This is a genomic window from Hymenobacter crusticola (assembly GCF_002154225.1).
Lineage (GTDB): Bacteria > Bacteroidota > Bacteroidia > Cytophagales > Hymenobacteraceae > Hymenobacter > Hymenobacter crusticola.
In genome coordinates, this window is sequence record NZ_MTSE01000001.1 from 378,399 (window position 1) to 399,808 (window position 21,410).

Below are 21,410 nucleotides of genomic sequence, written 5' to 3' on the forward strand. Positions count from 1 at the left end.
ATTGTACCTTACGAGCCGTTTTTCAGCCTCTTGCCTTATCCCGTATGAAGATTGTTTACGCGCTGCTTGCCACAACCCTGCTAACGAGTGTTGCGGCGGCGCCGCCTGCGTCCAATGCTGCCCTAGATGCGCGTATTGCTAAGCTCGCTGCCCAAGAAGAAGCGAAAGTTATTGCCTGGCGCCGCGACATCCATGAGCATCCTGAGCTAGGTAACCACGAAACGCGCACGGCCGGCATCGTTGCGGCTCACCTCAAAAGCCTCGGTATTGAAGTGAAAACGGGTGTGGCTCGCACAGGCGTTATCGGAATTCTAAAAGGCGGCAAGCCTGGCCCAGTCGTGGCCTTGCGTGCTGACATGGATGGCTTACCCGTGACGGAAAGCAACAGCCTGCCGTTTGTCTCGAAGGCCAAGGCTAACTACAATGGCCAGGAAGTAGGCGTGATGCATGCCTGTGGGCACGACTCGCACGTTGCCATGCTGATGGGCGCGGCCGAGGTGCTGAGCCAAGTTCGGAAAGACTTGCCAGGTACCGTGAAGTTTATCTTTCAGCCCGCCGAAGAAGGCTCGCTGCCCGGCGAGGAGGGCGGCGCCAAACTGATGGTAAAAGAAGGCGCCCTCGAAAACCCGAAGGTTGATGCCATTTTCGGCGTGCACATTCAGGCCCAAACAGAAGTTGGGAAGCTCTCGTACCGGCCCGGCGGCGAAATGGCTAGCTCCGATGTGTTCAACATTGTGGTGAAAGGCAAATCGGCGCACGGTGCGTATCCCTGGCTGGCCGTGGACCCGGTCGTGACGGCCGCGCAAATCATCATGGGTCTCCAAACCATCGTGAGCCGCCAAACGGAGTTGACGTCGGATGCGGCGGTGATTACGGTGGGCATGGTACACGGCGGCGTGCGCAACAACATCATTCCGGAGCAAGTGGAGCTCACTGGTACCATCCGCACGCTCGACAAGGACATGCAGCAGAAGATCTGGGCCGCTATTCGCCGCACGGCCACTCACATTGCCGAAAGCGCCGGCGCTACGGCCGAGGTATCCATCCAGAACTACGCGCCCGTAACGTACAACAACCCCCAACTTACGGAGCTGATGCTGCCTTCCTTGCGTACTGCGGCGGGCGCCGATAAAGTGAGCATGCAGAAGGCCGTTACCGGCGCCGAAGACTTTGCTTATTTCCAGGAGAAAGTACCAGGCTTGTTCGTTTTTGTGGGCGGCATGAGCAAGGGCACCGACCCCGCTACCACGGCTCCGCACCACACACCCGGCTTTATGCTCGATGAAAGCGGCTTTACCCTAGGTGTCAAGACACTGGCTACACTGGCCGCCGACTACCTAGCGTTGAAAAAGTAACCTAGACCACGGATTCGACGGATTTTTCGGATTCCGCGGATTTTGTAAACGGATTGCTTCTGCACATCTCAGTTTCCCGCCTGATCTATTCGGAAAAAAGAAAAGCCTTCCCAGCAATGGAAAGGCTTTTTTGGTAATTAGCACCTAGGTCGTTAATCGCTCACAAAATCCGCGGAATCCGAAAAATCCGTCGAATCTGTGGTCTAGAAACCATTGATTGTGAAGCCGCCGTCGACGCTTAAGCATTGGCCGGTGATGTAGCTGGCAGCGGGCAAACACAGGAAAGCCACAGCCGCAGCTACCTCTTCTGGCTCACCGATGCGTTGCATGGGGGTTCGGCTCAGCACTTCATTGCGGTAGTCCTCGTTGCTGAGCACGCCGGCCGCTAACGGGGTCTGGATGTACCAGGGCGCTACCACGTTCACCCGAATCTTATCGGCGGCCCACTCCACGGCTAGGTTGCGCGTGAGCTGAATCATGGCTGCTTTGGTCATGCCGTAGATGGCGCCGGTGCGCAGGTGTAACAACCCCGAAACGGAGGAAATATTCACAATGCTGCTGCCACTGGCTGCCTGCAACAGTGGGTAAGCACCGCGGCACAGCTCAAACGTCGACTCCAAGTTTGTGGCCATGATGTGCTGGTATTCTTCCGAGCTGTAGGCTACCGTCTTCTTGCGAATGTTGGTGCCCACGTTATTCACTAGAATGTCGAGCGTGGGCGTGTGCTGTCGCACCGCTCCGAGTAATGCGGCCCGACCGGCGGCGCTGCTTACGTCGGCGGCCAAGGCGTGGGCGTCGAGGCCTTGGCCGCGCCATTCGGCTACTTGCGCTTCCAGGGTTTCGGGCTGACGGGCAACCGCTAGCACGGTAGCGCCAAATTGCAGCAGCTCAGTGGCAATGGCCGCCCCGATTCCTTTGGACGCTCCGGTGACGAGAGCCGTACGGCCGGCTAGGTTCCAGCGATTAGTAAGCAAAGCGGCGTTGGGAGAAGTCATACAAGAGAAGAAAAACAGAAAGCTCTACGTGGACAGGATTGTCAAGGTCTTCTTTGGCAAAAAATTCCTGCGCCAAAAGCCAGCATCACGCACAGATACCTAGCTAACTGCTTTGGCTATGAACACGTTGCCTCGCTCATAGAAAGACGATTATGGACAATACCGCTATGATTGTGACATGCGAAGGTAACAGGATTAAAATCTGATTAAGTTAGAAGCCTCCTATCTGCAAATCCAACTCGCTCCATTCTTTCTACACAATCTAAACCCCACTTTATGCCCTACAAGTACTCTGCTGCCTTACTACTTTTCGGTGGCCTTCTTCACGCCAATGCCCAAGCGCAGGACCTCAGCCGAGTGCAGCGCAAGTTAGTCGCCGAAGACGGCACGCCTGCTTTCGTGCAGTTCAAGCCCGGTAGCCAAGCTTACAGCCTCAGCGAAGCCCACAAAGCTCTCACCGAGCAGCTACAGCTAACCAAAAATGACCAAGTGTTACAAACCAAAGCACAGACCGACCAGCTTGGCTTTGTGCACGAACGATTTGACCAATATTACCGTGGCATCAAGGTAGAGCATGCTTCCTACAGCGTGCACGCCCGTCAGGGTACCATCGAGAGCATCAGTGGGCACTTTGCTTCTATTAAGGAGCTGAATGTAACTCCGTCGCTGACGGCCAGCGCCGCATTGCAGCGCGCCCTCGACTACGTGGGCGCCAAGAAATACATGTGGCAAGATGCGACGGAAGAAGCCAATCTTAAGCAAGATCAAAAAGACCTAGCTGCTACCTACAAGCCAGCAGGCGAGCTTGTTATCGTGACGCCGCCGAGCGCAGACCAAGACGCACAAACGACTGCGAACCAGCCTGTGCTGGCGTGGAAGTTCAACGTGTATGCCCAGCAGCCCGTGAGCCGCGCCTACATCTACGTGGATGCCCAAACGGGCCGGGTCGTGATGAAGGACGATATCATCAAGCACGCCGGCGCTACCGGCACGTTTGCCACCGCGTACAGCGGCACCCGCTCCTTTGCCGACGAAACGACCACCGGTGGCTACCGCTTGCGCGAGTACACCCGCGGCCTAGGTATTGAGACCTACAACTGCAAAAAAGGCAATAGCTACACCGCTGCTACCGACTTCGTAGACGCCGATAACAACTGGACGGCCACCGAGTACAACAACACCAACTACGACAACGTGGCTGGCGATGCACACTTTGGCGCCCAGGCCACTTACGACTACTGGAAGGCTGTGCACGGCCGCAACTCGTTCGACAACGCGGGTGCCAAAATCAAGAGCTACGTGCACTTCGATGATGCGCCTGGTGGCGCCGGCTACGAAAATGCCTTCTGGGATGGTACGCGCATGACCTACGGCGACGGCGCTAGTACCTTCAAACCCCTCACGGCCATGGACGTATGCGGCCACGAAATTGGCCACGCCGTGTGCGAAAACACCGCTAACCTAACGTACTCGTACGAGTCGGGAGCCATGAACGAAGGCTTCTCCGACATCTGGGGTGCCTGCGTGGAAGCGCGCGCCGTGAGCACCTACGGCCTCACAGGTAAAAGCACGTGGCTCATCGGCGAAGAAATTATGAAAGCTGGTGGCGCCCTGCGCTCCATGAGCAACCCCAACCAATACCAGCAGCCGGATACCTACAAAGGCACTTACTGGTACGCTGGTTCGTCGGACAACGGTGGCGTGCACACCAACTCGGGCGTGCTCAACTACTGGTTTTACCTGCTCAGCCAAGGTGGCAGCGGCACCAACGACATCGGCAGCAGCTACTCGGTGACGGGAACGGGTATTGACGTCGCGGCCAAGATTGCTTTCCGGGCGGAGGATGTGTATTTGACGTCTTCTGCCAACTACGCTAGCGCCCGCACGGCCGCCATTCAAGCCGCTACCGACTTATATGGCGCGGGTTCGGCGCAGGTAATTGCCACCACGAATGCTTGGTACGCGGTGGGCGTGGGTGCGGCTTACAACAGCGGCGGCACCACTACACCGCCGCCTACGACTAGCACCGCCTATTGCAGCTCGAAAGGTACCTCTACGTATGAGTGGATTGACTTAGTGAAGCTAGGAGGTACCCTCAACCGCACGTCGGGTGCCGATGGCGGCTATTACGACGGTACGGCTACCGCCACGAGCGTAGCCGCCGGCTCTTCGCAGACGTTGTACTTCAGCGCAGGCTTTGCCTCTTCCGCTTACACGGAATACTGGAGAATCTACATCGACTGGAACCAGGATGGTGACTTCACCGACTCAGGCGAGACCATTGTTTCTGGTTCGTCGGCTAGCGCAGCCACGATATCCTCTACCTTCACGGTACCTACCACTGCCAAAACCGGCAAAACCCGGCTGCGCGTGGTGCTGAGCTACAACTCCACGGCGACCAGCTGCGGCACGTACAGCTACGGCGAAACGGAAGATTACTCGGTTACTGTCAGCGGCGGCACCTTCGATAACACGGGTGTTGCGGGTCTGACGACGACCACAGGAGAATCGCTCAGCCAAGCTCCCGTCCGTCAGTTTGAGGTATACCCTAACCCAGCCACCGACGTACTGCGCCTCTCGCTGCCCGACAACGCGACCGTGAAAGCGGTACACATATTCGACGCACGAGGCGCAGCGGTGAAGGGCGTTACCTACGAGGGCAATAGCCAGTTGAACGTCGCCAACCTAGCAAACGGTCTTTATACCATCAGCGTCAGCGACGGGCAGAAGGAGTTCCGTCAGCGCTTTGTAAAGCAATAATCGGCTCCGCCACTACCAACTACCTAACTAAAAAGGCCCGTCTTGCGACGGGCCTTTTTAGTTGTGAATCACTGCTTCGTACATCGTTGCGCCATGAAGTTAGCACGCTGACCTAGGTGCAGGCATGCAACGAAGCGCGAAGCAGGCGTTTCGCGCTACTTGCTACCAAAATGCATACTCCAGCTTTAGCTCGGCGCGGGCGTAGCCATCGTTGGCCGCGGAGTTGGCGCGGGCGCTAACATCGTCGAGGTGGTCAGTGGTAGTAAAGTAGTAGGCTGCTTCCGCCGTAGCGTTGAGTGTACGCGTCAAACGTACCGTAACACCTAGGCCTACGGGCGCCACAATGGCCATGGCGGGATAATCATTGCGTTCTGGCTGCAAGAAGGTGGTGTACGTTTCGGGGCGTGTGGTGCCGTAGTAGCTCTTAGGGTTATAGAGCAGCAAGCCGACCCCTGCTTTTAGATAGGGCTTCACAATAGCACCAGGGCCGCGCGGATCGGCGTACTCGGCTTCATCATGGAAAGGCTCGTAGCGGAAGAACACCTCCCCCGATCCGTTTCGGGCCCGAAAAGCTAGGTTCCGCTCCGGCAGGTCGTCTTTGGCGCCGATTTGAAAAGCGGACAACTCACTGCCAATCAGCAAGTGCGGCCACAATTGATACAGTACGCCCAAGCTTCCGCTAATGCCAGGAAAATTGTTGCCGAGGCTGCTTGTTAGGTCGCCGTTGTAAAAGCCCGCCCCAAGGCCAGCGGTGAGGCGCACTGGCCCCCGGTGGTAGGGCCGCGCTTGGCTGTTGTAATAGCGACGTCGGCGCTCAGGACCGCTTTGTGCCGCTCCCATGCGCGGCAGGAAGGTAATAAGCAGAAGTGCGCTTAAAAGCAGCGGACGGTAATTCACGAGTAAAAACGCTTGGTGAGAAAAAGAGCGGGGCCGGACATACGACTTCGCCCGGCCCCTGGTTTGTTAACGCTATGTTTCCCGATTTATTTGAACTTCCCTTCCGGATCAGGCATCTTGGCTATCAGATCGCCAATTAATTGAAAATCAAGGCTTGTCATGTTCACATTCTGGCCAGTATGTACGGCCTCCCAAGCTTTGGCGTAGTTTTCCTGCAAGTAGTAGCCGCGGGCTAGCTGCTGCCAGGCGCCGGCATTCTTCGGATCGGTGGCCACGGCTTTTTGTAGGTAGTCCATGCTCTGTGTCAGGCTCTTTTTCTTCTTATCCTTGTCGTATTGAATCAAATAGCTAGCACCTAGGTCGGCCATGAGTTGCGCATCGGTGGGCGTGATGGCTAGCGCCTGCGTCAGCAAGCTGATGGCCTCGTCGTTGTTGGCGCGCTGACTAGCTATTACGCCAAGGCCCCGGTAAGCATCTGCGTTCTTCTGATCGAGCAGCCAGGCTAGGTTAAACCGATACACGGCAGTATCTATGTGGTTTTCAACCAAGTATTCATAGCCTTTACCGGAAAAGAACTTGCTGGCTTCGGTGCGCGAAGCAAAGCTCCGGCCTACGTCGGTCAGAAAAGCAGCTCCCACAACTTGCTCGGCCTGTGCCGGCGAGGCGCCTCCGAAAAGCGGCAGCAATCGGCTCGCTTTGTCTAGGGGAGCCGCTGTTCCTGGCTTGGTCTTAATTTTAACTTTTCGTTGAGCTTGGGTAGGAGCAGCCACTGCCCATAGGAGCAATACTGCCAACCACACTAATTTCTTCATGGGAGGTGCGCGTAAAAAAACGGGTATAAACTTCTCAGCAAAGTACTACTAGTAGGAGCGTTTCGCAAAGCCCTAGGTGCCTTCCGATCATCTACCACTCGAAAGCAAGTTGTGTCCCGTGCCAGGGTCATACCCTGTTGCCTAGCGAGCTTGGCTGGGGTAGCTCCGTGCAAGACATACATCCTCCGGTTCGAGTTCCGAGGAAGTCTCACAGGTTATAGGCTAATAGGCAGCATGTTGCACAGAATATCATCTATAGGGCAACAATTATATAGCATCTTACTATTTTATTTTTGTAATTTTGAACAATTTCCATAAGATTTATGGTTAATCTTACCTTTACGAAACCACGTTCTGCTCTATCTCCTACTACTCCCCACCCTATGACGCGCCACATTATCCTTTCTTACGGACGGTCCACCGAACACCAACGCGCTATCTTTGCCATCCTCAGTTTCTGGTCGTGGTACACCGGAGATAGGAGCACTATCAAGACCGTAGTGTACACTGATCAGCCGGCGGCCTTTGCTCCTTACCTCGAGGGCTTACCAATTGAATACAAATTGTTGACGCCTGCTAGCTTAGAGGAAATGTACGGTCCGCAACGCTACATTCACCGGGCTAAGGCAGTTATCATCGACCAGCTTTTCCGCGACTATCCTACCGATCGTGTACTATTCTGCGATTCGGACACCTTCTTCGTGGCTTCATCCGACGAGCTGCTTGGCCTGATGCAACCCGGTGTGAGCCTGATGCATATGCGCGAGGCTCGCTACGTTGACTCAGTTACCAAAGGCGTTTCTTCCGAAGAAGTACAGGGCATTCAGAAAGCCGTTGACTACATCGACTCACATCCATTTCAGATTGGTTCGCGGCAACACCAGTTCCAGAAAACGCAGTTCATGTGGAATTCGGGCGTGCTGGGCCTAACAGAGGAAGTAGCTAGCCTACTACCCGACGTATGCGCCACGCTCGACACGCTGTACCGTAATGGAAAATGGCTAGTAACCGAGCAGGTAGCCTTCTCCTTGGTGCTACCCACCAAAACGAAGCTGTTGGCCAGCAACCACTACGTGTTTCATTACTGGTTCAAGCCGCTGAAAGTGCTGATGGATGGCCTGTTAGCGGCGTTGCTCACGCCCCAATTCACTACCTTGACCGTTTCGGAGCGCCTGACGAAGGTAAAGCACCTCACCAACAAGTGGCCGCACCTCATCGTGCTCAGCAACGCCCGCGAAGAAGTCATACGAGGCTTTTCGGGGGGTGGCGTGATTCACGGCCTGAAAAGTGCCAAACTTGCCGTCGATACGCTACCAAGCTCACCGTTCAACGCAAAGTTTGCCAAGAGTCTCTTCAACGTACTGACGCACAAACCGCTGCGCTAACAACGCAGTTTCGGTGGTCAGTCTACTGCGCATAATACCGGGCGCCCGCAGCAGAAGCTAGCTCCTGCTGCGGGCGCTCGAGTCATGTTGTATCCAGTTAGCTTAGCGGCCTACTTTGCCGAGTCAATTATAGCTTTAGGGCTCGCTCTGCGTTGAAGCCGTGCGTAGTAACTTGCTTGGGGCACCTAGGTTGCTGCACGCTTACCTCAGGCCATACTAACTGCCTTGCCGATGAGCACACTTACTCCCACCTATCAGCTGCAAGCGTTTGCTGAGGATAAGGAGAATACCCTAGCGGTGTTCTTTCCCGATTACGCAGCGCCGAAGCCGAAGATTCCGTTGCACTTGCCTTATCGGGGCGATTATTACAAGATCAGCCTTTGCCTGCGTGGCACCGCCGAGCTTAAAGCGAACCAGGAAACGTACGTCGTTGCGCCCAACTGCCTGATCCTAGCAACGCCGGATGTGCTCAAGCAGTGGGGGCACATCACTGACGACTACGAAACGTTGTCCGTCTTTTTTACCAAAGACTTCATCACGGCCAATAACGCTGCCACAGATAAGCTTCGCTTTTTCGTGGCGCCTCCCACGTACGTGCTTCAGCTTTCCGCGGCTCAGGCTGCCAACATCGCATCCTCTTTTCGCTTTCTACAACAGAAGTACAATACCCCTAACGCACAGCGTGATAACATTTTAAAGAACATTATCAACAGCCTGTTGTATGAGATAGGCGAACTATACGACCAACAGCCAGCCGCACCGCCAACGCGTCAGTTCAGGAGCCAGCTGCTGACCAGCGCTTTCCGGCAGCTGGTTCAGGCGCATTGCGTTTCCGTGCGCAGCGTAAAGTTCTACGCCGCCGCTTTGTGCATTAGCCCGAAGTATCTCACGGAACTGGTGAAAGAAGCTACCGGCCGCACCGCGAGCGACTGGATAGCCGAGGCGGTGGTGGTAGAAGCCAAAGCCTTGTTGCAGAACCAGGCCGTCACGATCTATCAGGTAGCGGCAAGCCTGCATTTTGCCGATCAGTTTGCGTTCAGCCGATTCTTCAAAAAGACGACTGGCTTATCACCAACCGCCTACCGGCTCGCGGGCTAAGCACGTTTACCGCCTTTTGGCCACATCTTGCCACCATTCAGCCATTCCGCTGGCTTGCCTAAGCGAAGAACTTTGCAGCTGTATTAGTCGATTGTGCGCTGTTGGCGTGCGCTTTCTCTAGTGGGCCCCAACAGCAGCAATTCAGGCATTCACGCAAAACTTCTTCGTATGATTTTAGTAACTGGAGCTACCGGACACCTAGGCACTGCCGTGCTGCAAACGCTCTTGCGTAAGACTGATGCCGCGCAGCTAGCCGCCTTCGTGCGCGACGAGCAAAAAGCCGCCGAATTGAAAGCGCAGGGCGTAAGCCTGCGCCTAGGCAGCTACGAAGACTCCGCTTCGTTGGAGCAAGCCATGCAGGGCATCGAAAAGGTGCTTCTTATTTCGGGTGGCGGCGAAGAGGACGCACTGCAACAGCACCAGCAGGTGGTAGATGCCGCCAAAAGAGCGGGGGTCCGGTGCCTAGCCTACACGAGCCGAGCCCTGAAAGATCCTAGCACCCTAGCCAACCAGCTCATGGTGCGCCATTTTCAAACGGAGGCATACATCCAGGCCAGCGGCTTGTCGTATCTCATTTTTCGCAACATTCTGTACATGGATGTGCTGCCGTTATTTACGGGTCCTCAGGTGCTGGAAACAGGCATCAACCTGCCGGCCGGTCAGGGAAAGGTGGCGTATGCGCTACGTAGCGAAATGGGCGAGGCCATTGCGAACGTGCTGCTGAAGCCTAGCTACGCTAGCTGCATCTACCACCTTACCGGCCGCACGGCCTACTCTTTCGACGATGTAGCGGCGGCTCTAACAGCGGCTTCAGGAAAGAAAGTGGCGTACACGCCCGTCGAGAAAGCCGCCTTTGCAGCTGGCATGCAAAAGCGCGGCGTGCCAGAACTCGCCATTGAGCGCACCATTGGATTCATGACGGATATTGCACACGGACAGGAAGCCGAAGTAAGCCACGATTTAGAAACGCTGTTGGGACGCCAACCGACGCCGCTGCAAGAAGGGGTAAAAATGCTCTACAAGTTATAGCAAGTATTGGCCGCCTACCTAACCCTTGTGGTGCTCAAAAACATCTACCGTAGCAAAAGCAGCTATACGGAGGCTGAAAGCTACTTCTTCTTTGGCTGTATTGGTACGGGGTGGTTATCCGGGCGACTAACGCGCTGAATCTTGCGGCCTAGCTCCTCAGTATTCTCAACTACTACCGGGCTTTTATACTTGATAGCCTTGCGGTTAGCTTGGCGGGTAGTTTTGGTAGTTGGCTCGGTCGAGGCTGAAGTGGGCGCTGTTTGCGCCGAAGCACTGGTCCCAAACCCCAGTAGTACCAAGAAGAGTAAAGTAGCAAAAGTGGAGCGCATAGCCATAAGGAGTAAGTACTGACAACAAGCTAGGTAGAACGCGAAACTTATTGATCTGTTGTTACATAGCATGAATTACTATTGCGAAATCAGTAGCCCTCGCTAAAACAGCTCTCCTTGCGCGGGCGGGTTCTCGAACGTTAGTAGCCACTTTTTGCGTGCTAGGCCCCCTGCGTAACCAGTAAGCTGCCCACCTGCGCCAATAACCCGATGACACGGACAAACGATAGCCAACGGATTCTGACCGTTGGCGGCGCCCACAGCTCGCACCGCTTTCGGGTCGCCGAGCTGGCGAGCTAGGTCAAGGTAAGAAGCCGTCCGACCATAGCCAATGCCAGGTAGTGCGGCCCACACACGTCTTTGAAAGTCAGTTCCTTGCTGCAAGTCATACGCGAGGTCGAAAGTGCGTAGTTCGCGGCCAAAGTAAGCCCGCAACTGCTGCTCAGCCGCGCGTAGGCACGTTGGCAACAGTTCGCGCGGCGTGGGAGCGGTGTGGCTGTCCTCGCGAAAGAGAACGGCCGACAAGCCTGCCTCCGTACCACGCAGCTCCAGAAGGCCTACCGGTGAAGCTAGGTAGGCGACGGCTAAGGATGTAGCAGTAGCAGTTTGCATACAGCAAGTAACTACTTTCGCCGCAAAGATCTGATAAGCAGGTGCGTTTGACTAGTGGCCTTCGTAAGTCTGCATGTCTTGCCAGAGGCGTTCAAACTCTTGGCTATAGCGTTGCACCACGGCTGCATCATCGGTGATGAGCAGGTTTTCCAGGTTGGAAAGCGCCGCTGAGCGCGTCCAGTTGTAGCTTCCAGTCAGCGCCACTCGTTCGTCGGCGATGGCAAACTTGTGGTGCATGTGGTTGGGCGTGCGGTCGATGCGCACCGACAGCCCAGCCGCTTGCAGCGGTTTGATGTCGGAGCCCTGGTCGTGGAGCTTGTCGTTGTCGGTGAGTAGCCGAATGACCGTACCGCGGCGGTGTGCTGCTAATAAAGCTTCCGCAATACGGTCGTCGGAGATCGTAAACACGCACACATCGAGGCGGTGCGCCGCTTGGTTGATGAAGCGCAGAATAGCATCTAGGCATTCGGTGCCTGGGCTAAAGAAAACTTCGGCCTGGGAAGGCTGCGCTGCTCCTGGCGCCAGGAGCAGCGCACTGGCTGCTTCCAGCCATTCCACTGTTTTCTTGTCTTTAAACGTGTTGAAGCGCTCCTCCGCCATGGCAAAGAGTTGGTGCCGTAGCCCTTCTAGCTCCTGCCCCTGCAGCCCATGCGCGGCGAGTCGCTCCCGCAAATCGCGCGCTTCCTCGGCCGATAAGGTAGAGTCGGCAAAAGCCTGTCGGAAGCGCGCCAGCAACTTCGTAGTAGCATCGGATGGCTTCATAGGCGCTTTAAGACAGGGAAAGAGAAGCGGAAGCCGGGCTAGCTTTTGCCGTTGGGCCGGCCGCCGCCACTTTGGCTTGGGCAGCGCGCAGGGCGGTAGCATACGGCTCGTACAATACCCGGTGATGCGGCTGACCGTCGGTGCGCAGCTCCGCATCCCACAGGCCCGACTGGTGCCAGGGCGTGAGATGGTCCCAGTCGGGCCGGTCGATGATGGGGTACAGGCACACCCCCCACAACGGCACCCCCTTGCGCAGGGCCTGAGCGCACTCCTCGGCAATCATGCGAACCCACTTGGGCCGATCGACACCCGGATGACTGGTTTCGGTAAGGACAACCGGCGTGTTGTAGCGCTTGTGGGCTTCCATCAGCAGTTCATTTAGCGGGCGCCACCGCGGATCAGCGGGCTCTTCCGCCCACGGAATACGCTGGTATGGGTCGAGCTGCCACTGATTATCGTAGTAGAAGTTAAAACCTAGGATATCAATGTATTCTGGTTTGCCACCTAGCTCGGGGCACAGCCGCCCTGAGAGCATGTCGATGGACTGAAACTGGTGGTCGTGGTACTCGGCAATGCGCTGCCGGTGCGCAGCATCAGCATTAGGAGGGGGAACAATGCTAATGAGCGGCTCGGTGGTCATAATCCGGATGCTAGGGTCAGCTTCGCGCAGGGCGGCTACGCCCTCAACATACGCGCGCATCAGGCCGCGCTTCACTTCCCAGCCCTGCCCTACGCAGTACGGCGACGTGCCGCGTACATCTCCACCCAGCCACGACATAAAGCTTACCTCATTGATCGGGGTGACAATGAGCGTATCGTCGGGGCGCTGGCTACGATAAAAGTCCACGAAAGCGCGGCACAAGGCCGCAAACCGGCGCGCAAACATGGGGTGCAAAGGTGTTAGGTCGTCGGGGTAGCCAAAGTGGCAGAGGTCCCACACCTGCTGTACGCCCTGCCGCTGGCCACCCTCGAGCAGTACTTGCACGGTGCTCCAGTCGTATTGGTAGGGTGTTTTCTCCACAAAGCTCCAGCGAATGCCTTCCCGAACCGTTGCGATGCCAAAAGGCTTAAGATCTTGGTAGTCTTCATGAAGCAGCTCCAAATGGTTAGTCACGTTCAGAAAATCTACGCGGTTGCCGAAAGCATTCAGCTGATCGGTACACTCGTACCCTCCCATCCAAAAAGATTGAAACGGAGAAGGGCCAAAGTTGGGGGCTACGGTGTGTTTGGAGGGCATGGTAGAGAAAAAGGGTTAGACAAAGCTGCTCCCAACCCGGAGGTCGGGATTAGCTGAAGAGGTACGCAAGCACAAACAACTTACGTTCGTACTAATGGGCGGCCGATGCCATACGTTCTTTCTGGCCAATGGATTTGGCCTCAATAAAGATGCGCTTAAATTCAGGATACTTAGCCCGGATGGCGTCTTGCAGGCCATCAATGGCTTGTTCCACTTGCGCGGCCGACAAGTTACGTTCAAATTGTACATCTAAGGCGAGCACCACATCTTGCGGCCCTAGGTAGGACGTGAGCGGGGGACGCACATTCTCAACACCTGGTTGAGCACGGGCAATAATTTGCAGCGAAGCGAGGGTTTCTTCGTCGACGCCTTCGCCAATTAGCAAACCTTTCGTTTTGTAGATCAAGAAGATAGCAACCGTCACAAGCAGCAACCCAATTAGAATAGACGCCGCGCCATCGAAGTAAGGGTTATTGAGGGCATGACCTAGGTACACGCCTGCGAGGGCAAACGTCAGCCCTACCAAGGCGGCAATGTCTTCCATCAGAATAGCAAATACCGAGGGATCTTTGCTACGGCGCAATGTTTCCCAGAAGCCCATGCTGCCGCGGTCCTGGTTGAAGGCTTTCAGCGCGAGAGTGCACGAGATGCCTTCAAAGAGAATGGACAACCCGAGCACGACGTAGTTCCAGGTGGGGTCGGTGATGGGCGCCGGGTGACGTAGGTGCTCGATGCCTTCGTAGAACGACATACCACCCCCAACCGAGAATACCAGCACGGCCACAATCAGGGCCCAGAAATATAGCTCTTTGCTGCGGCCAAAAGGGTGCTGCGTGGTAGCGGGCTTCTCGCTTTGCTTTACGCCGAGCAGGATCAGAAAGCCGTTGCCGCTGTCGACAAACGAGTGGATGCCCTCCGACAACATGGCCGAACTCCCGGTGAAATACGCCGCCACAAACTTGCTGATGGCAATGGCGACATTGGCCCCGATGGCCCCGTAAATGGCAAACTTAGAGGAAGAGTGTCCGGACATAGAATGTGGTTATACCGCTGCTCTACGCACACTAGCAGCCCCAGGTTAGAACGGCAAGGCTAGGCGTGCGTTGGGAAGGAGCTCGTTTCGACCAAGATATGCTTGATTTCCGGATAGCCTTTCTGCCTTGCTTTTTCCAACTGATTGCTGGCTTGCTCAGTTTTCTGCGCTGATAGCTCGCCAAGTTGAAAGAGCCTTCGTTGCTGCCCTTGAACATTTCGGCGTTCTTGGGCTTTTAAATCCCGTTGCCTAACCGGACGCCCTCCTTTTCCAGCTTTTGCCTATGGCTCACGTTGACCCTGCCACTCCTACCCTACGCCGCAACCTAGGTCTGTTGCAGGCCACGGCCCTAAACATGATTGACATGGTCGGCATCGGTCCCTTCGTGACGCTGCCGCTGGTGATGGGCTTTATGGGGCCGTATTTCCTGCTGGCGTGGCTGGTGGGGGCGGGCCTAGCCATTGTGGATGGCCTGATTTGGTCGGAGCTTGGTGCAGCTCACCCCGAGGCGGGCGGCTCGTATCGCTTTCTGAAGCTCGCCTATGGAGAACACAAGTGGGGCCGCTTGATGTCATTTCTGTACGTGTGGCAAACGCTGGTACAAGCGCCGCTAGTAGTAGCGTCCGGAGCCATTGGCTTCGCCCAATACTTTGGCTACTTGGTCCCACTCACGGCATGGTGGCAACCCAAACTCGTGTCCGGCATCACAGTACTGGCTCTGATTGCCTTGCTCTACCGACGCATTGAAGATATTGGCCGCTTGGGCGTTATGCTGTGGCTTGGCGTGCTGGGGCTCATGGGGTGGCTGATTTTTGGGGGCGTTACGCACGCCGAATACTCGGTGGCTTGGCTGCCCGCCGGGGGGTTCTCGGCGATTCCTGGCATCTTGCTGTCGGCGGCCATGGGGCAAGCGGCCGTCAAGACCATCTACAGCTACCTAGGGTACTACAACGTGTGCCACTTAGGCGCCGAAGTAAAGAACCCGCACAAGCTCATCCCGCGAAGTATTTTTCTGAGTATCCTCGGCATTATGGCCTTGTACCTGCTGCTCAATTGGAGCGTAGGCACGGTCATTCCATGGCAGGAAGCGCAGCATTCGGAGTTTATCGTCAGCACATTTGTAGAGAAGATCTACGGTCCCACAGCCGCTAAGCTTGCTACGGGCCTAGTGCTGTGGGTAGCGTTTGCCTCGCTGTTTGCGGTCTTGCTAGGGTACTCGCGCATCCCGTACGCCGCCGCCGCCGATGGCGAGTTTCTACCGCTGTTCGCCAAAGTGCATCCCACCAAGCGTTTCCCTCACGTTTCGCTCCTGATCCTAGGTGGCGTAGGCTTTGTGTTCAGCTTGTTATTCCGCCTAGGGGAGGTAATCAGTGCCATTCTAGCCATGCGCATCTTGGTGCAGTTTGTGGGACAGGCGATTGGGCTGGTGCTGCTCCGACACCGCCGCGGCACAGCCGACTTACCCTTCCGGATGCCTCTTTACCCGTTGCCGGTAATCGTTGCAGTGGTTGTGTGGCTCGGCGTCTTTTGGAGTACGGGCCCCACCTTTATGCTCTCTGGCCTAGCCGTCATTGGGGCAGGCGTTGTGGCTTTTCTGCTGTGGAGCCGGCAGCAAAAGCGCTGGCCTTTTGCGCAATAACGGCGGCGCGTGCGGCCCGGCCGCGGCTAGGAGCACGGTAAGGCTAGCAAAAGTTAGACAGCATAAGGGCGCAGCGCGTATCTTCTCGCAGCCATTTTACTAGTTATCCTGCATGAGAATATCTGTAAGCGTTCTAGCTCTGCTACTTAGCTTTATCACGATTTCGAGCCGAGCTCAAACGGCCACCACAGACTTGGTACCCTGGAGCGCGAAGCACCGCCTCACGGTCGGTGATTTCGGCGTAAAACTTAAGAAAGGCAATGTGGGCAAGGCCGAGTTTCAGCTAGCCACCGAGAAGCGCACCAACATCTATACGCACCAAAAGCGGATTATTGTGCGCAACAACATGGTACGCTCGGCTTCTAGTATCAACCCAAATCAACACCTACCCGAGCAGTTGCGCTTTCAGCAAACGCTGTTCGACATCATGGAAATTTATGCGCGCCAGCTGCGTCAGGCCACTGCTACCCCTACTACCGTTGCGGGCACGCCCAAGTCGCCTAGCCCGGAGGAGCGCATCGTGGCGGCGGCGGCCAAACGCCGACAGCGCTACGGCGTCGAGACGCAGTACGGCACCCTAGCTGCCAAGCAAGCCCGTTGGGAAAAGACTATTCAGCAAGAGCTAGCAGCGTTGCAGCAATTTGCGGTACCAGAGTAAGCGCCAAAAGCACTAGCTCAATCGTTTCTCGTAGCAAAAGAACCGCAGCCCAGGCCGAAACGCTAGCGTGATTTCGCCCGCGAAACGGTACCCTAGCTTCGGGAAAAGTCGTTGAGTAGCCTGGTTTTCAGAGTTTGTGTCGACGCGCAGCACATGAAGGCCTTGCACACGAGCTAGGTCCTCGGCTTTTTGCAGTAAAGCGGCAGCTACACCCTGCCCCTGCGCCGCCGGCTCGACCGCTAAGCGGTGCGTCACGACGGCTTTTTCGCTTACATCCCAATCGGCTTGGGCATACTCTGCATCCTGGTCATTGGTTAGCGCTGCTAGGCCCACCAGCTGGCCGTCCAGCTCAGCCACCCACAAGTGCTGCTGAATGATATCCTGCTGAAAAACAGCTTCGTTCGGGTAGTCAGCTGACCACTGATAGTTGCCGGCAGTATTCATCAGTGGCACCACGCGGCGAACCAACGTGAGGATAGCGGGTATGTCGGCGGTAGTAGCGCGACGAATGGCGAGCGTCATAAAAAGTGTAGCGCGAGGCGCTGGCTTCAGGTAGCGGTGAGCAATTTGCATTGCAACCTAGCAAACGATTGCCGTTCACTGCTACCCGAAGCCAGCGCCTCGCGCTACTTTCTTGTGAGAACCTAGCCGCGCTTCAGGACAGCGGCAGCCTCTTTCGCAAAATAGGTCAGGATGGCATCGGCACCGGCCCGCTTGATGCTCATCAGCACTTCCATCATGGTTTTTTCGCCATCAACCCAGCCATTTTGGGCGGCAGCTTTTATCACAGCGTATTCGCCACTCACGTTGTACGCCGTGACGGGCAGCGTGGTAGCATTGCGCACTTCGCGAATGATATCAAGGTAGCTCAAGGCCGGTTTTATCATCACCATGTCCGCGCCTTCCTGCTCGTCGAGCACTAGCTCGCGCAAGGCCTCGCGGCGGTTGGCGTAGTTCATCTGGTACGTTTTCTTGTCGCCTTTTTTCGGCGCCGAGTCGAGGGCGTCGCGGAAGGGGCCATAGAAGGCAGAAGCATACTTGGCCGTATAGCTCATGATGCTCACGTTGCTGAAACCGTTGCTATCCAGCACATCCCGGATGAAAGCCACGCGGCCGTCCATCATATCGCTGGGAGCAATAACGTCGGCGCCGGCCCGGGCTTGGGCCAACGACATCTGTCCGAGCACTTCCAGCGTGGCATCGTTCAGGATTTCACCGGATTCAGGGTCGACAACGCCGTCGTGGCCGTCGCTGGAGTAGGGGTCCATGGCCACGTCGGTCATGAGCACTACTTCCGGAAACTGGCGCTTGATTTCGGCAATGGTGCGCAGATACAGGCCGTCAGGATTCGCGCTTTCGCGGGCCAAACGGTCTTTCACGCTGTCTTCCAAGCCGGGGAAAGGAGCAAACGATTTGATACCTAGCTCGACGCAGGCCCCGATTTCGTCGATAAGACGGTCGGGCGAGAAGCGATTGATGCCTGGCATCGATTTCACTTCAATAACTTTATTCTGGCCCTCAATCATGAAGAGCGGATAGATAAAGTCGTGAACAGAAAGTGTGGTTTCCTGTACTAAGTCGCGAATTACCTGTGACTTACGATTGCGCCGCGGCCGGTGCGTGGGGATAATAGCCATACTATATTCAGAAGATTCAACCGGGGAGAACAACGAGGACAAAGGGAAGGTTACCGTGTTCGATAATTTTAAGTAGGCACAGTGGCTACTCCGAGCTTCTTACAGTTGAAATAACTCGTTGGCTACTTCTATCCAAGCATTAGGGCCGAGCAACCCTTTCATGAAGAAGTAATACCCAAGCAAGCCGATTGGGAGCCCGACAAAAAAGCCGATTCCGCCTCCTATCCAAAAGCCACCCACTACGCCTGCTAGTACCAGCAGAATACCTAGCACTAGCAAAGCGGGTTTCCCCTCACCTTCTTCCTGTACCGCAGCCGTATTCGGTTTGGTCATGAGCCGCGTCTGTATCGTGTGCTTAGCTGCGGCAACTATTGGTGTTACCATCTGGTGGTGCCTAGCTTTCAATACTTTACTTGACCTAACCACCCGGGGTGGCTTTACCAACGAGCTAGGATGATCATCTGCCTTACCAGTAGTAATCTTATCTGTTACTATTGACGGCTCGCTAACCGAAACCACGTACTGCGCAGGCGGCACGGCCGCTCGGAATACCAGCTGCTCGCTACGGCAGCTTGCGAGGCCGACCAAAAGAAGAAAGGCAAAAAGATGCTTCGGTGTACAAAAAATCATGCGGGTGCTACGGGAGGGTATGGACAGGAAAAGCGCGCCCTAGTGCGTTCGTCGGAAACAGTTTTTAAACTTACCATCAACGACGACCGCACTAGGGCGCTCCAGAGCATTAGAAAGCTAGCAGTACCTGCTCGATGATATCACAGACTTCGTGGAGCTGTGCTTGATTGATAACTAGTGGCGGCGCAAACCGAATAATGTCGCCGTGGGTAGGCTTAGCAAGTACGCCCCGCTCCATCAACATGATGCATACGTCCCAAGCAGTGCGGCCATCCTCGGTTGGGATAATTACCACAGCGTTGAGCAAGCCTTTGCCGCGTACTTCTTCTACCACGCCAGGGCGCTTGGCCTTCACTTGGCGCATCCGCTCGCGGAAAACCTCACCTAGCGTAGCGGCATTATTAGCTAGCTTTTCTTCCTGCACCACATCGAGCGCGGCCCGCAACACAGCGCACGCCAGCGGATTACCGCCAAACGTGGAGCCGTGCTGTCCCGGCTGAATGGTGAGCATAATCTCGTCGCGGGCCAGTACGGCCGATACGGGCAGCACACCGCCCGAAAGCGCTTTGCCCAGCACCAATATGTCTGCGTGCACGCTTTCGTGGTCTACAGCTAGCAGCTTGCCCGTGCGGCCTAGGCCCGTCTGAATCTCGTCGGCGATAAACAGCACCTTGTGGGCTTGGCAGATGTCATACGCTTTAGCTAGGTATCCCTCGGAAGGCACTACCACGCCTGCTTCGCCCTGAATCGGCTCCACGAGGAAAGCGCACACGTGCGGATCTTTCACGGCTTCTTCCAGCGCCTCCAAGTCGTCGTAAGGGACTACTTGATAACCAGGATTATAAGGACCGAACCCGCCAGTGCTGTCAGGATCGGTGCTGAAGGAGATGATGCCGGTCGTGCGTCCGTGGAAGTTATGTTCTGCCACCACGATTCGCGCTTTGTTAGGAGCAATCCATTTCTCCTGGTAGCCCCACTTGCGGGCTAGCTTCAGAGCCGTTTCGACAGCCTCGGCGCCGGAATTCATGAGCAACGCTTTGTCGTAGTGAAACAGCTCGCACAACTGCTTTTCGGCATCTCCAAGCTGATCATTGAAGAAAGCCCGTGACGTAAGCGTGAGCTTCTGCGCCTGCTCCGTCAGCGCCCCGATAATGCGTGGGTGGCAATGCCCTTGATTAACAGCCGAGTAGGCCGACAGAAAGTCGTAATAACGTTTTCCTTCCACGTCCCAGAGGTGTACACCTTCGCCGCGGCTAAGTACCACGGGCAGTGGATGGTAGTTGTGAGCACCATAACGCTCTTCGAGCTCTATAAATTCTTGACTATGGTGGGTGGTGGCAGAAGTCGCTTCCATATACAGATGGTGAACAGGTGGGAAAGCCTACAAACAACAGAACTGTTCAAACTTACACAAAAAGGCAAGGCTAGGTCAGTCGGTTTATTTAAACGAGCCCAACGGCAACCTAGCACACTACCTACCTCGTACTTCTTACCAAATAATTGATGCTCAACTGTATATAATTCGGCCGTTTTAGCTCGACGCTAGGTTGGTCTATCCCTCTTTGTATGGCTTCTCGATCTTCCAACAAGCGTCACCCCATCCTGACCGCTCTTTTAGTTTTGCTTTTACTGCTAGTCGCGGCGGGCGTTATTGGCTATTTCGCCACCAACCGCGGCAAAGACCTTCTGCCGACGCTAGAAAACGTCAGCATGAGCACCGGCAACATCACCCCCGATTCGCTTAAGGCCCAAATACGGGTGCAGCTGCGCAATCACGTCCCGCTCACCATGACGGTGGATAGCTTCCGCTACGTAACCTACATCGATGGCACCGCCATCAGCCGTGGGGCCAAGGACCGGCCAACGACGGTAGAAAGCAGCGGCGTTAGCACCTTATCCATTCCCGTGAACATGGATTTGAGCAAGGTGGCCCACAAGATCAAGACCATCCAGCGAGACTGCGTCGACGTGGCCATTACGATGGATGCGTACGCTCACCTGCCGCTACTAGGTACCGAGCGCATTCCCATCCGGGCTAGCAAACGCATCTATGTGCCCAAGCTTCCGCACTTTGAAATTGCGGATATCGATGTAACCCACCTAGGTCTGAAAAATGGTAGCGCCACCATTACCATCAAAGTCACCAATTACAACCCGTTCCCCTTCACGGTGAAGAACGTCGCCTACGACTTCCGCATCAGCGACGATATGCAAGTGAAAGGCATGGAAACCAAAGATGTATCCTTCCGCAAACGTGGTACGCAACTTATGCCTATCCACGTCAAGTTTGAGCCCAAAGCCCTACCAAAAGTAGCTTTCAAAACCTTGTTCAAAGCTAAGAAGACACCTTACACCCTGACCGGCACAATCACGGTGGCAGCGGGCAAGCAAAACCCGAAGGACAGCAAAGTGAAATTTCAGAGCAGCGGTAGCATTCAAGATCTGAAGAACATCCCGAAGTAACAGGACAACCTAGCTTCCTACTTAGTGAAGGCTAGCGGGCTGCCAGCCCACAAAATTACCTTCTTGAGAACCGTCCAAG

The 21,410-nt window shown here is 55.7% G+C and carries 20 protein-coding genes; 8 read left to right on the forward strand and 12 right to left on the reverse strand.

Going from position 1 to position 21,410, the window contains the following annotated elements; translation table 11 throughout:
• Window positions 1–44 precede the first annotated feature (44 nt).
• A complete protein-coding gene (locus BXP70_RS01510; protein ID WP_086592236.1) occupies window positions 45–1,355 on the forward strand; it encodes an amidohydrolase in 1,311 nt (436 codons plus the stop codon).
• A 203-nt stretch (window positions 1,356–1,558) separates the two neighbouring features.
• On the opposite strand, the gene BXP70_RS01515 is transcribed toward BXP70_RS01510, so the two are convergent.
• Window positions 1,559–2,350 (reverse strand): SDR family oxidoreductase, encoded by a 792-nt coding sequence (locus BXP70_RS01515; protein WP_086592237.1) that lies wholly within the window; start codon window positions 2,348–2,350, stop codon window positions 1,559–1,561.
• A 276-nt stretch (window positions 2,351–2,626) separates the two neighbouring features.
• Between BXP70_RS01515 and BXP70_RS01520 the strand changes: the two genes are divergently transcribed.
• Window positions 2,627–5,110, forward strand: a complete 2,484-nt coding sequence (locus BXP70_RS01520) for a M4 family metallopeptidase (RefSeq protein ID WP_086592238.1) — start codon at window positions 2,627–2,629, stop codon at window positions 5,108–5,110.
• A 162-nt stretch (window positions 5,111–5,272) separates the two neighbouring features.
• Here the strand turns inward: BXP70_RS01520 and BXP70_RS01525 are convergent, their stop codons facing one another.
• Both BXP70_RS01525 and BXP70_RS01530 read right to left on the reverse strand, forming a co-directional pair.
• Window positions 5,273–6,007: a hypothetical protein gene (locus tag BXP70_RS01525; RefSeq protein WP_086592239.1), complete on the reverse strand. Its 735-nt coding sequence runs from the start codon at window positions 6,005–6,007 to the stop codon at window positions 5,273–5,275.
• 86 nt (window positions 6,008–6,093) lie between these two features.
• Window positions 6,094–6,819 (reverse strand): tetratricopeptide repeat protein, encoded by a 726-nt coding sequence (locus tag BXP70_RS01530; protein ID WP_086592240.1) that lies wholly within the window; start codon window positions 6,817–6,819, stop codon window positions 6,094–6,096.
• A 383-nt stretch (window positions 6,820–7,202) separates the two neighbouring features.
• Here BXP70_RS01530 and BXP70_RS01535 point away from each other — a divergent pair, with 383 nt between their 5' ends.
• The 3 genes from BXP70_RS01535 to BXP70_RS01545 all read left to right on the forward strand — a co-directional run bounded on the left by BXP70_RS01535 (window position 7,203) and on the right by BXP70_RS01545 (window position 10,331).
• Complete coding sequence (locus BXP70_RS01535) at window positions 7,203–8,204, forward strand: hypothetical protein (protein ID WP_086592241.1); 1,002 nt, start codon at window positions 7,203–7,205, stop codon at window positions 8,202–8,204.
• A gap of 231 nt (window positions 8,205–8,435) precedes the next feature.
• Window positions 8,436–9,302 (forward strand): AraC family transcriptional regulator, encoded by an 867-nt coding sequence (locus BXP70_RS01540; RefSeq protein ID WP_086592242.1) that lies wholly within the window; start codon window positions 8,436–8,438, stop codon window positions 9,300–9,302.
• 168 nt (window positions 9,303–9,470) lie between these two features.
• Complete coding sequence (locus tag BXP70_RS01545; protein ID WP_086592243.1) at window positions 9,471–10,331, forward strand: SDR family oxidoreductase; 861 nt, start codon at window positions 9,471–9,473, stop codon at window positions 10,329–10,331.
• A gap of 80 nt (window positions 10,332–10,411) precedes the next feature.
• On the opposite strand, the gene BXP70_RS01550 is transcribed toward BXP70_RS01545, so the two are convergent.
• The 5 genes from BXP70_RS01550 to BXP70_RS01570 form a co-directional block, all read right to left on the reverse strand.
• Entirely contained in the window at window positions 10,412–10,660 is a 249-nt protein-coding gene (locus BXP70_RS01550) for a hypothetical protein (RefSeq protein WP_143436332.1), read from the reverse strand.
• Between the two features lie 102 nt (window positions 10,661–10,762).
• Window positions 10,763–11,272: a methylated-DNA--[protein]-cysteine S-methyltransferase gene (locus BXP70_RS01555; protein ID WP_086592245.1), complete on the reverse strand. Its 510-nt coding sequence runs from the start codon at window positions 11,270–11,272 to the stop codon at window positions 10,763–10,765.
• Between the two features lie 51 nt (window positions 11,273–11,323).
• On the reverse strand, window positions 11,324–12,034 hold the full coding sequence (locus BXP70_RS01560; RefSeq protein WP_179197541.1) for a phospholipase D-like domain-containing protein: 711 nt from the start codon (window positions 12,032–12,034) through the stop codon (window positions 11,324–11,326).
• 7 nt (window positions 12,035–12,041) lie between these two features.
• Window positions 12,042–13,271: a glycoside hydrolase family 1 protein gene (locus BXP70_RS01565; RefSeq protein WP_086592247.1), complete on the reverse strand. Its 1,230-nt coding sequence runs from the start codon at window positions 13,269–13,271 to the stop codon at window positions 12,042–12,044.
• Window positions 13,272–13,362: 91 nt separating this feature from the next.
• A complete protein-coding gene (locus BXP70_RS01570; RefSeq protein WP_086592248.1) occupies window positions 13,363–14,304 on the reverse strand; it encodes a cation diffusion facilitator family transporter in 942 nt (313 codons plus the stop codon).
• Window positions 14,305–14,587: 283 nt separating this feature from the next.
• Between BXP70_RS01570 and BXP70_RS01575 the strand changes: the two genes are divergently transcribed.
• Both BXP70_RS01575 and BXP70_RS01580 read left to right on the forward strand, forming a co-directional pair.
• Entirely contained in the window at window positions 14,588–15,943 is a 1,356-nt protein-coding gene (locus BXP70_RS01575) for an APC family permease (protein WP_086592249.1), read from the forward strand.
• A gap of 112 nt (window positions 15,944–16,055) precedes the next feature.
• The gene (locus tag BXP70_RS01580) at window positions 16,056–16,601 is read left to right on the forward strand and encodes a hypothetical protein (protein WP_143436333.1); all 546 of its coding nucleotides are present in this window, start codon (window positions 16,056–16,058) and stop codon (window positions 16,599–16,601) included.
• 12 nt (window positions 16,602–16,613) lie between these two features.
• On the opposite strand, the gene BXP70_RS01585 is transcribed toward BXP70_RS01580, so the two are convergent.
• The 4 genes from BXP70_RS01585 to rocD form a co-directional block, all read right to left on the reverse strand.
• The gene (locus tag BXP70_RS01585) at window positions 16,614–17,123 is read right to left on the reverse strand and encodes a GNAT family N-acetyltransferase (protein ID WP_086592580.1); all 510 of its coding nucleotides are present in this window, start codon (window positions 17,121–17,123) and stop codon (window positions 16,614–16,616) included.
• 122 nt (window positions 17,124–17,245) lie between these two features.
• Window positions 17,246–18,238: a porphobilinogen synthase gene (hemB, locus tag BXP70_RS01590; RefSeq protein WP_179197542.1), complete on the reverse strand. Its 993-nt coding sequence runs from the start codon at window positions 18,236–18,238 to the stop codon at window positions 17,246–17,248.
• A 99-nt stretch (window positions 18,239–18,337) separates the two neighbouring features.
• Window positions 18,338–18,571 carry a hypothetical protein gene (locus BXP70_RS29330; protein WP_143436334.1) on the reverse strand — a complete coding sequence of 78 codons (234 nt, stop codon included), beginning with the start codon at window positions 18,569–18,571 and terminating at the stop codon, window positions 18,338–18,340.
• Window positions 18,572–18,977: 406 nt separating this feature from the next.
• Window positions 18,978–20,222, reverse strand: coding sequence for an ornithine--oxo-acid transaminase (rocD, locus tag BXP70_RS01600; protein ID WP_086592252.1), 1,245 nt, complete (start codon window positions 20,220–20,222; stop codon window positions 18,978–18,980).
• 212 nt (window positions 20,223–20,434) lie between these two features.
• Between rocD and BXP70_RS01605 the strand changes: the two genes are divergently transcribed.
• Complete coding sequence (locus tag BXP70_RS01605) at window positions 20,435–21,331, forward strand: LEA type 2 family protein (protein WP_086592253.1); 897 nt, start codon at window positions 20,435–20,437, stop codon at window positions 21,329–21,331.
• The last annotated feature ends 79 nt before the right edge of the window (window positions 21,332–21,410 follow it).

Excerpts from the sequence above, each read along its gene's own strand:
- BXP70_RS01510 (WP_086592236.1), top strand. The coding sequence starts at position 45 with ATGAAGATTGTTTACGCGCTGCTTGCCACAACCCTGCTAACGAGTGTT.
- BXP70_RS01515 (WP_086592237.1), bottom strand. The coding sequence starts at position 2,350 with ATGACTTCTCCCAACGCCGCTTTGCTTACTAATCGCTGGAACCTAGCC.
- BXP70_RS01520 (WP_086592238.1), top strand. The coding sequence starts at position 2,627 with ATGCCCTACAAGTACTCTGCTGCCTTACTACTTTTCGGTGGCCTTCTT.
- BXP70_RS01530 (WP_086592240.1), bottom strand. The coding sequence starts at position 6,819 with ATGAAGAAATTAGTGTGGTTGGCAGTATTGCTCCTATGGGCAGTGGCT.
- BXP70_RS01535 (WP_086592241.1), top strand. The coding sequence starts at position 7,203 with ATGACGCGCCACATTATCCTTTCTTACGGACGGTCCACCGAACACCAA.
- BXP70_RS01540 (WP_086592242.1), top strand. The coding sequence starts at position 8,436 with ATGAGCACACTTACTCCCACCTATCAGCTGCAAGCGTTTGCTGAGGAT.
- BXP70_RS01545 (WP_086592243.1), top strand. The coding sequence starts at position 9,471 with ATGATTTTAGTAACTGGAGCTACCGGACACCTAGGCACTGCCGTGCTG.
- BXP70_RS01550 (WP_143436332.1), bottom strand. The coding sequence starts at position 10,660 with ATGCGCTCCACTTTTGCTACTTTACTCTTCTTGGTACTACTGGGGTTT.
- BXP70_RS01555 (WP_086592245.1), bottom strand. The coding sequence starts at position 11,272 with ATGCAAACTGCTACTGCTACATCCTTAGCCGTCGCCTACCTAGCTTCA.
- BXP70_RS01560 (WP_179197541.1), bottom strand. The coding sequence starts at position 12,034 with ATGAAGCCATCCGATGCTACTACGAAGTTGCTGGCGCGCTTCCGACAG.
- BXP70_RS01565 (WP_086592247.1), bottom strand. The coding sequence starts at position 13,271 with ATGCCCTCCAAACACACCGTAGCCCCCAACTTTGGCCCTTCTCCGTTT.
- BXP70_RS01570 (WP_086592248.1), bottom strand. The coding sequence starts at position 14,304 with ATGTCCGGACACTCTTCCTCTAAGTTTGCCATTTACGGGGCCATCGGG.
- BXP70_RS01575 (WP_086592249.1), top strand. The coding sequence starts at position 14,588 with ATGGCTCACGTTGACCCTGCCACTCCTACCCTACGCCGCAACCTAGGT.
- BXP70_RS01580 (WP_143436333.1), top strand. The coding sequence starts at position 16,056 with ATGAGAATATCTGTAAGCGTTCTAGCTCTGCTACTTAGCTTTATCACG.
- BXP70_RS01585 (WP_086592580.1), bottom strand. The coding sequence starts at position 17,123 with ATGACGCTCGCCATTCGTCGCGCTACTACCGCCGACATACCCGCTATC.
- hemB (WP_179197542.1), bottom strand. The coding sequence starts at position 18,238 with ATGGCTATTATCCCCACGCACCGGCCGCGGCGCAATCGTAAGTCACAG.
- BXP70_RS29330 (WP_143436334.1), bottom strand. The coding sequence starts at position 18,571 with ATGACCAAACCGAATACGGCTGCGGTACAGGAAGAAGGTGAGGGGAAA.
- rocD (WP_086592252.1), bottom strand. The coding sequence starts at position 20,222 with ATGGAAGCGACTTCTGCCACCACCCACCATAGTCAAGAATTTATAGAG.
- BXP70_RS01605 (WP_086592253.1), top strand. The coding sequence starts at position 20,435 with ATGGCTTCTCGATCTTCCAACAAGCGTCACCCCATCCTGACCGCTCTT.